The sequence below is a fragment of the Nocardia sp. NPDC004722 genome, assembly GCF_053601505.1.
The window spans coordinates 1-9,472 of record NZ_JBSGBY010000327.1 but is presented as its reverse complement, the minus strand read 5'-3'; the positions used below and the strand labels follow the sequence as shown (position 1 = coordinate 9,472).

The 9,472-nt window shown below is 63.1% G+C and carries 5 protein-coding genes and 2 pseudogenes; 6 read left to right on the top strand and 1 reads right to left on the bottom strand.

The genetic code is table 11. The features are described from left to right. A pseudogene (locus tag ACWELQ_RS27630) lies at positions 1-86 on the bottom strand (hypothetical protein); the annotation flags it as partial. A gap of 20 nt (positions 87-106) precedes the next feature. On the opposite strand from ACWELQ_RS27630, the gene ACWELQ_RS27625 reads away from it, so the two are divergent. From ACWELQ_RS27625 to ACWELQ_RS27600, 6 genes and pseudogenes are all read left to right on the top strand, one after another. Beyond that, the gene (locus ACWELQ_RS27625; RefSeq protein ID WP_452399960.1) at positions 107-1,969 is read left to right on the top strand and encodes a DEAD/DEAH box helicase; all 1,863 of its coding nucleotides are present in this window, start codon (positions 107-109) and stop codon (positions 1,967-1,969) included. Further along, positions 1,966-3,894 (top strand): UvrD-helicase domain-containing protein, encoded by a 1,929-nt coding sequence (locus tag ACWELQ_RS27620; protein WP_452399959.1) that lies wholly within the window; start codon positions 1,966-1,968, stop codon positions 3,892-3,894. Before ACWELQ_RS27625 ends, ACWELQ_RS27620 begins: the two co-directional genes overlap by 4 nt. After that, positions 3,884-7,063, top strand: a complete 3,180-nt coding sequence (locus tag ACWELQ_RS27615; protein ID WP_452399958.1) for a helicase-related protein — start codon at positions 3,884-3,886, stop codon at positions 7,061-7,063. Before ACWELQ_RS27620 ends, ACWELQ_RS27615 begins: the two co-directional genes overlap by 11 nt. 1 nt (position 7,064) lies before the next feature. Continuing rightward, positions 7,065-8,339, top strand: a pseudogene (drmB, locus tag ACWELQ_RS27610) (DrmB family protein); the annotation flags it as partial. A 28-nt stretch (positions 8,340-8,367) separates the two neighbouring features. Then, positions 8,368-8,907, top strand: a complete 540-nt coding sequence (locus ACWELQ_RS27605) for a polyprenyl synthetase family protein (protein ID WP_452399957.1) — start codon at positions 8,368-8,370, stop codon at positions 8,905-8,907. 248 nt (positions 8,908-9,155) lie between these two features. Next, positions 9,156-9,472 (top strand): hypothetical protein (locus tag ACWELQ_RS27600; RefSeq protein WP_452399956.1); only part of this gene is annotated, 317 nt, incomplete at its 3' end.

The window sequence follows — 9,472 nt, the reverse complement described above, 5'->3', positions numbered from 1 at the left end:
TTGCCGTAGTCGAACACCTCAGCGCCCCGGTCCAGGAACCCGACCATCGCACCGACGTGCAGGGCCATGGAATCGCGTGCGCGGCGGTGTTCCCGACGGTGATCCTATGCCGTTGGTCGAGGCGTTCCCGGCGCTGCGTCAGCAGTTCGGCACGAATATCGGGAGCATCCAGTATTGCTCTGAACTGGAGCAGATCACGCGGACGCCCAACGGCGCGCACGCCGAACAACTGCCATTCGCGAAACAGGGCACGATGGTTCTGCTGGTGCGCCCGGCAGACGACATCGACGCATTGACCAAGATCGATGCCGCCTTCGGCTGGGGTCTGGGCTCGGTCGGGTGCCGTCGGTTGTTGGAACGGCATCAGGCCAGGATGGCGGAGTTGGAGCGCAACAAGGCGATTCAACAGGTCAAGGATGCGGAAAGCGTCATCGACAAGGTACTGCTGCTGATCGGTGAGGAAGCGCTCCGTGCAGGCCTTCCCGAGGGACTGGTCGATAGCGAACTGGCTGAGAACCCGGATCTGGAACAGGATCCGCGTTGGATAGCCGAATTGGCGTATAACGCGCACGGCGACGAAATCCTCAAGCAGCACAAGCACGCGATCGAGGTGCCGAATTCGCCGGTGAACTACGACGGTTCGCAGCGCGCGTTGCAATTCGTATCCGACTTTGGATTTCCGGATTCCTTCGCTGGCGCCAAGGGTGTCTCACTGAGCCCGCGTGTCCTCGTCGACGGTCCACAAGAGTTCCCTCGACTGCACGAATATCAGGAGCGGATGGCGTCGAACCTGGTTTCGTTGCTGTTGGAGCGGACTCCTGCGCGTGCAATGCTCTGTCTCCCTACCGGTGCAGGCAAGACACGCGTAACGGCCGAGGGAGTTATTCGTTGGGCCAAGGAAATCGGTGAGTTGGCGGGCCCCATTCTGTGGATCGGGCAGAGCGAAGAGCTGTGCGAGCAGGCGGTACAGAGTTGGAAATTTGTGTGGGAGAAAGTCGGTCCTGAGACCAAGCTCGTCATCAATCGACTGTGGTCGTCCAACGAGGCAACCCCCACCTCGAACGGACCGCACCTCGTCGTGGCGACTGACGCGAAGCTTGCGCAGTGTCTCGATCAGGAGGCCTACGAGTGGCTTCGACGACCTACGCTGGTCATCATCGACGAGGCGCATGTTGCGCAATCACCCGAGTACACCAAACTGCTACTTCAGCTCGGTCTCTCGCAACGAGAAACCAGTAGACACCTGGTCGGATTGACGGCGACCGCCTTCCGCGGCCGGAACGAGGATGAAACCCGCAGGCTGGTACAGCGTTTCGGGGACCGACGATTGGACCGCGGCGTCTTCTCCTCTGACGATCCGCAGGCCGCCTACCGTGACTTGCAGGAACTCGGCGTCCTGGCACGGGTGGAGCATCGTGAGATCGACGGTGGCGAACTGAGGTTGTCGGACACCGAAAGTGAGAACGCCGCACGGTTCAGAGCCCTGCCAAAAGCCGCCGAGCAGCGATTGGCCGATGACCACGAGCGGAACAACCGATTGCTCAACGAGATCGAGGCCATGCCGGATGACTGGCCGATTCTCTTCTTCGCGGCTTCGGTAGCCCATGCGAAGCTCATGGCTGCCAAGCTGAATGGTCGTGGAATCTCTGCCGCTGCAATCGATTCCGCCACAGCACCCGCTACCCGCCGCGAGCGCGTCGAGGCGTTCCGCAAGAAGCGGATTCGTGTGCTCACCAACTATGGCGTGCTGACCCAGGGATTCGATGCGCCGGCGACTCGGGCCGTCGTGGTCGCTCGGCCGGTGTACAGCCCCAACGTGTATCAGCAGATGATCGGTCGCGGCCTGCGTGGTCCGCGCAATGGCGGCGAGCGGACCTGCTTGATCCTCAATGTTCGGGACAACATCGCCAATTTCGGCGAAAGTCTGGTGTTCACCGAGTTCGAATACCTCTGGAAGGGAGCACGGTGACCGAGGACGCCTATCGACATAGTCACCCGCTCACTACCGAGCAGCAGGCGGTTGTCGATCAACCCTGGGACGCTCGTGTTCTCGTCACGGCAGGAGCGGGCGCGGGCAAGACACATACTCTCGTGCGGCGGTTGGACGCTCTGATCGCGAGGGAGGAACTGGCGGCCGCGGAGATTCTGGTCCTCAGTTTCTCGCGTGCGGCGGTCAGGGAGTTGACGCGCCGCATCTCACGACATGCCTTGTCCGCCAAGCGTGTCCGTGTTCAGACGTTCGATGCGTGGGCGACCTCGCTGCTGGTCGAGGTCGACGAGGGCGGCGATTGGCGCAATCGGCCGTTCGATGATCGCATCGAGGCCGCGGTCGAAGCGATCGAGCGCGGGTTCGCTGACGACTGGTATGCAGAGGATCTCGCGCATATCGTCATCGACGAGGTGCAGGACCTAGTGGGGGCTCGCAGGCGCATGGTCGAGGCATTGATCACTCGATTCCCGCGAGTGGGTCTGACGGTCGTCGGGGATACCGCGCAAGCGATTTACGGATTTCAAGTGGCCGATCGGGCTGAACGGGTGGCCGAGTCCAATCGCTTCTTCGAGTGGCTACGGGCTCATGCCGGTTCCGATCTGGTCGAGTTGCGATTGGACCGCAACTTCAGAGCCCGGACATCAGAAGCGCGTACGGCATTGCTGCTCGGACCACAGGTCGGCCGATTGTCCGCTGGCAACGCGCAGGCAGGCAAAGAGGCCGAAGGCATCCATCGTCAGCTGCGCGATCGACTATCGTCCGTGGAATCGTTCGGTTCGCTCGATGATGAGTTCACACAGTTGGCATTGACCAACTTTCCGGGCAGCTGCGCCATTCTCACGCGAGATAACGGGCAAGCGTTGCTCATCTCGGAAATGCTGCGTAACAAGGGAATTCGGCACAGCCTCAGGCGAAGCGCGAGAAGCCGTCCCGCGCCCGGCTGGCTTGCGAGCATGTTCGACCGCGCAGGCCTGACCGTGGACGAAGCCGAGGTGAAGGTGCTTGCGGCCGAACGCCTGGCCGACAAGACGGAGGCGACTCCCGAGGAGATCTGGCGGGTGGTCCGCACTCTGGGTCGTGACCGCCGTCGCAGCGGTGGTGTGGTGGCCTTGGATGCGATACGGCAGGCGATTGCCGAACAACGAATCCCGGATGAGCTCGTGCCGCAACCCACTGAGCCGCTGACCATTTCGACCATTCACCGGGCGAAGGGGCTGGAATTCGACCGCGTCATCATTGCCGTGTCGACCGGGAGGTACCCGGTCAAGGGTTCCGATCCGGCCGAGCATGCTCGACTCCTGTATGTCGCAATGACCCGACCGCGCGATGATCTGTTCCGGATTGACGAGCTGACCAAACTTCCCACCGTGATACGCAAGGACAAGCGTCTCGGCCGCTGGTACATCGGCAGTATCAAGAAAGGTGAGCAGGGGAAGCGTTGGGGTGTTGAGGCGATCGGCAACGAGTCGGACACCAGCCTTCCGCCGGGAACCGTTGTCTTTCAAGAAGACCCGGTACAGGTTCAGGAGTATTTGCGACGAGTAGTGCGGCCCGGCGACACAGTCGAGTTGCGGCTGGCGCCGGGTTCTTGCCCGGACGGTGCTATGGGACCGGATTACGTCATCCATCATGCCGAGAACCCGATCGGCGTCGCATCGTCGCGTTTTCGAATCGAACTCCATCGGTTGTTCCAGTGGGGCCCAGACTTCGTAGTCCGGTGGTGGCCGCAACGAATCGTCGGTATGACGGTCGACACCGTGGAAGCGGTGGCAGGAGATCGGGCGCTGACCGAGCGAGTGGGATTGGGCGACAAGGGAATCTGGTGTGTCCCACGGCTGTGCGGCCTGGGGCGCTTCTACGACTGGACAGAGTTCGAAGGGATCGGAGACGACCATGGCGCATGAGGCCCACTACCGAGTGCGGGAAACTGTTCGTGAGCGTGTGGTCGCGGATCTACTCGGCCCGGCCGGCGGACCTGACGAGGTGTTGACCGACGATCAGCCGATCACCGCGTATCCAACCGGCGTACTCTACCCGCAGCAGGTGGATGCCGTCGCGGAAGCCGAGATCGCGGGAGAGGATGACGGATCCGACAATTCCGGAGGCGTCTACAGTGACCCCGACGAAACCGGCGATGTCGGTGTAGCGCTTGCCGGCCGCCGACGGCCTTCGTCGATGGGTTTGACATTCGCCGTCGATCCCGAGATCGCCGATATTTTGACAGTCACGGTCGAGGCCGCGCGGTATCTGCCCCAGGACCACGACGGTAACCCCATCGAAGTGCAACGGGTCGAGTCGCGATCCACCGACGAGCAGCGCGAACACTGGAAACGTGAGTCGCTCACTCTGCCGGTCGTTACGGTCGATCTACGTGAGCAGGGCAGAACCACTCCCTACAAGCTTGGGCACGACCTGGAGTTGCGGGCATTCGTACGCCGGGCAGATCCGGTTAGTGGTCATGTCACGGTGACTATTTCACTGATCAATACCTGTCGCGCCGATCGGTTCGCGCTGCAGGATCAGTTCTGTGTCTTCCAGCCGGTCGTACGCGTCACCGGGCCCATCGATACCACCCCGATTGTCGAGCGCCGCGCGAATGACGGTGCCGTCGACAGCGAGCTGGGTCTGAGTCGTCTGCTTTATCGACATGCCCCGATCTTCGCCCGGGGGCATGGCTGCGCGGTCGAATGGCAGTGGACGCCCGCTGGGCCGGGGGAATGGGTGGACTCGGCGTCGGTGCGAGTCAATGCGCTGCACACCACCTTCGTTCCCTCTGTCGATGTGCTGCTCACCGACTCGAATCCGGATATCAACGACGGTGCGCTGGCCATGGGCGATCTCGGCACGAAACCGCTGCCGGTGGTAGTCGGGGCATTGGATGCCCTGCTGGACGGTTATGCCGCATGGATCGAGAAACGACAGGCGGAAGCCGATCGTTTGGCCGACACCGAATACAGTCCGGCTGCTCACGAGCAGATCCGGCAATGTCGAGAGGCGCTGGGGCGCATGCGATCCGGGCTTGGGCGGATCGAAGAGGATCCCCACGTGTTCCAAGCCTTCCAGCTGGCCAACCGCGCGATGATGTCGCAACGGGCGCAGGCGAAATGGGCACGCAATGGCCGGGTGGGCAAGCCCGTCGAGGACGGACGGTGGCGGCCGTTCCAGATCGCCTTCATTCTCCTGTGTCTGGATGGGATCGCAGAGCCGGACCATGCCGATCGCGGCGTCGCCGATCTGCTGTGGTTCCCGACGGGCGGCGGCAAGACCGAGGCGTATTTGGGTCTGGTCGCCTTCACCACCTTCCTCCGCAGGTTGCGCGATCCGAAGGACGGCGGTGGTGTCACCGTCCTGATGCGGTACACGCTCCGACTGCTGACGTTGCAGCAGTTCGAGCGTGCCACGACCTTGATCTGCGCGATGGAGGAATTGCGGCGAGCAGATCCGAGCCGGCTCGGTGACGAGCAGATTTCCATCGGTATGTGGGTGGGTTCTTCGGCAACGCCCAATCGTATCGAGGATGCCGTCGGCAGTCTGGAAAGACTCCGCGAGAACCAGAGGGTTCAGGAGAAGAACCCCGTCCAACTGCACTCCTGCCCCTGGTGCGGCACCTCGTTGAGCGCCTTCGACTACTCGGTCGACGAGGCGAGACTTCAGATGCACATTCGCTGCCCGGTATCCGACTGCGCGTTCCACAGCGGACTGCCGGTACACGTTGTGGACGATTGCATCTACGAGGCGCACCCGACACTTGTCATCGCGACGGTCGACAAGTTCGCCTCTATGGCCTGGCGGGAGCAGACCGCAGCACTGTTCAACCGGGACCGTGGACCGGATACCGCCTTGCCCGAGCTGATCGTCCAGGACGAGTTGCATTTGATATCAGGTCCGCTTGGCACCCTTACCGGCCTCTACGAGACGGCCGTGGACGTGGCGGCGGGGCGACCCAAGGTGATCGCCTCCACTGCGACGATTCGGCGGGCCAATGATCAGGGCAAGCAGCTGTTCAATCGCACAACCAGGCAGTTTCCGCCGGCGGGGCTCGATGCCCGGGATTCCTGGTTTGCTGTCGAAAGCCCTGCGATTACCAAGGCGACTCGCCGCTACCTCGGGTTGCTGGCACCCGGAACCAGTCAGGCCACGCTCCTGATCCGTGCGTACGCGGCGTTGCTGCATGCCGCAAATACGGTCGAAGCGAATGACGAGGTGCGGGATGCCTATTGGACGCTCGTCGGCTACTTCAACAGTCTGCGCATTCTGGCCGCGGCCGACGTTCAGGTCCGCGATGACGTCGTCGATCGACTGGAAGGTCTGGCACGGCGAGACGATTCGATACCGCGCGTCCATCTCGAACAATCCGAGCTGACCAGTCGAGCGGATGCGACAGAGGTGCCACAACGCCTCAAAGCGTTGGAGCAGCGCTACCCGAATGCACTTGATGTCATGCTGGCCACCAACATGATCTCTGTCGGTGTCGACGTCGATCGCCTCGGACTGATGGCGGTGATGGGGCAGCCCCAGACGACAGCGGAATATATCCAGGCGACAAGCCGGGTCGGCCGTCTGCATCCGGGACTTGTTGTCGTACTTCTCAATTCGATGAGGTCGCGTGATCGATCACACTACGAGAACTTCCAGGGTTTCCACTCTGCGCTCTATCGTGAGGTCGAATCATCCAGTGTGACACCGTTTTCGGCTCGCTCCCGTGATCGTGGACTGCATGCGGTACTGGTTTCCTTGGTGCGCTTGCTGATTCCGACTGCCCGTCCGAACGAGGCGGCCGCACGTATAGTGACCTTCCGGAGTGAGGTCGAGGGCATCAAGAAGATGTTGCTCGAACGGGTCGTCGAGGTCGATCCGCGCGAGTACGAGCACACCGAGCAGGCCCTGGACGACATCATCGAATGGTGGTGCGAACTCGCCGAGGAAAAACCGGAACTGGTGTACGAGGCCGAGAAGCGGCATCCCAACGCGCTGTTGGGAACCCATGACGACCCTGAGAGTTTCGAACGTATCCCGACCCTGTGGAGCCTGCGCGATGTCGACGCGGAGTCCGCGCTGTTCCTGAGGAAATGACGTGAGCCCACTGCCTCCCCGCGGCCGAAGCCGCGGCAGCCTGCTCCCCGACGTCCGGGGGTACCGCAAGATAGGTGCGGTCCGCCGCGCGCAGCTCATCACCACGTACGGTGTCGGATCGCTGATCGCCGTCGAGAATGGTTCATATATCGTTGGTGGTCTTGAGGATTGGCAGGTTACCGATGATCTGATCATCGACGAGCCTCGGTTGGCCGGAATTCTAGGAGTGGATAACTTTCGCTTGCCGCCGGCACCGAACGAGCGGGTCCACGACGGGATCAAGGTTCATCGCTTTCCGGTGTGGTACTCCTGCTCCGGATGCGACAAGCTGGCGCCGTTCCGGGAATTCAACTCGCCCAAGGGCAAGATTCTGTGTGCCGAATGCGGCGACGAGCTGACTCCGTCTCGCTTCATCGCTGCCTGCGACAACGGTCATGTGACCGACTTTCCCTACCGAGCCTGGGTTCATCGCGTCCCTGACGGTCATGCCGACAGTTGCCAGGGTGCCCTGAGCATAAAGACCGCGGGTTCGACCGCCTCTCTGCGCTCCATCCTGATCACCTGTGAATGCGGCAAGACGGTTTCTATGGAGGGCTCCTTCCGGCGAAACGCACTCTCCGGCTTGAAGATCAAATGCTACGGTGACCGTCCTTGGCTGGATCAACGAGACGCCGTCGAGTGCACACAACAGCTTCGGACATTGCAGCGCGGCTCTTCGGCCGCATGGTATGCCGTGGTTCGCTCGGCCATCTCGATTCCGCCTTGGTCGGAAGGCCTGCACCGGATCGTCGGCCCCTTTTTGTCGAAGCTGATGGGGCGGTCGGACGCCGAAATCGCCGGCTACCTCGATGTCGGTGGGATACTCACGAACACCAGTTACAGCACCCAGGACGCGATCCGGATCGTGCGGGATGCGGAGCAAATCGACGATGGGCCGGGGCCTGTGCTGGACTGGCACGGTCTGTTGCGGGAGGAATACCACCAGCTGCACAGCCACACCCCCGAACATGATCGGCAACAGCATTTCGTTTGCGAGCCGCCGAGCGGCGACGTCGAACCCATTCGAAGGCAGGGCATCTCGAAGTCGATGTTGGTGCACCGACTCCGAGAGGTCCGTGCGCTGCAGTCGTTCACCCGCATCTCTGGTCCCGACGACAACGACAAGAAGCGGCTGGCACCTCTCAGCACGACGAAACAGACGTGGCTCCCGGCCATCGAAGTTATCGGTGAAGGCGTCTTTCTCGACTTGTCCGGGGACCGTCTCACCACCTGGGAAGCCGATAAGGACGTCGTCGATCGGGCGAATGCCATCCGCGCGCACCACCGGGCGGCCCACCCGCGACCTGGATCAGGCCCTCGAGATCATCCGCTACAAGACCGCCGCCTACACCGTGGTGCGGCCGCTGCAACTGGGCGCGGCGCTGGCGGGCGCGGGACCCGATGTGGCGCGGGCACTCTCGGACTACGGCAGCCCGCTCGGCGAAGCCTTCCAACTCCAGGACGACCTGCTCGGCGTCTTCGGCGATCCGGCCCGCACCGGCAAATCCATCGTCGACGACCTGCGCTCCGGCAAACACACCGTCCTACTCGCCCTGGCCCTGCACTACGCCGACCCGACCGAACGCGCCCAACTCGAGGCCCTCATCGGCAACCCCCGCCTCGACGCCCACGGCGCCGCCACCTGCCGCCGCATCCTCGCCACCACCGCCCGCCCCAAGGTGGAACGCATGATCCGCGACCGCTGGCTCCTGGCCCAACGCACCCTCTCCCGCGCCCCCTTCCCACCCCCCGCCGTCTCCGGCCTCCGCAGCATCGCCGACTCCGTCATAGCCCGCACCGCCTGACCCGCCGCCGATGCGGTGACGGATGCGCCGAAGGCGGACCTCGCGCAGCCTGTTTTCATCAACCCATGTTTCGATGCCCCGCCGTCGGTCGGTCACGCTCGATGACCGCCCGGCGCTGCGGGCGGAATCGGGGTGGCGGTTGTGGTTAACTCGCGGCAAGCGGTGGGTGTTTGCCCGGTTCGGTGTGGGTGAGCGGAACGCCTGCGCGTGCCCGGACGTTGCGTCAGGGAGCCGAGAGGGTGGAAGACATGGTGCGCCTTGTGTATTCGGTAGGGCCCGCGATCGGGGCGGTGGGGGCGTTGGCGGTCGCGCTGGTGGTGCCGCCGTTGCTGTCCGCGGCGGTGCCGACCCGGGAGACCGACGTGGCGGCGGGGACGAGTATCACGCTGAACGCCACCGGGATCGGGGCCGTGCACGGGGGGACGGATCCGGCGAACTCGGTGGTGTTCCGGGTGCCCGCGCAGATGCGGCGGATCGCGACCGGTGACGAATCCATCGCGGTGCTGAAGGTCGGCGACGAGCGGGTGTCGGTGTCGGTGTCGGACGGGATCACCGACTTCGACAC

Excerpts from the sequence above, each read along its gene's own strand:
- ACWELQ_RS27625 (WP_452399960.1), top strand. The coding sequence starts at position 107 with ATGCCGTTGGTCGAGGCGTTCCCGGCGCTGCGTCAGCAGTTCGGCACG.
- ACWELQ_RS27615 (WP_452399958.1), top strand. The coding sequence starts at position 3,884 with ATGGCGCATGAGGCCCACTACCGAGTGCGGGAAACTGTTCGTGAGCGT.
- ACWELQ_RS27605 (WP_452399957.1), top strand. The coding sequence starts at position 8,368 with ATGCCATCCGCGCGCACCACCGGGCGGCCCACCCGCGACCTGGATCAG.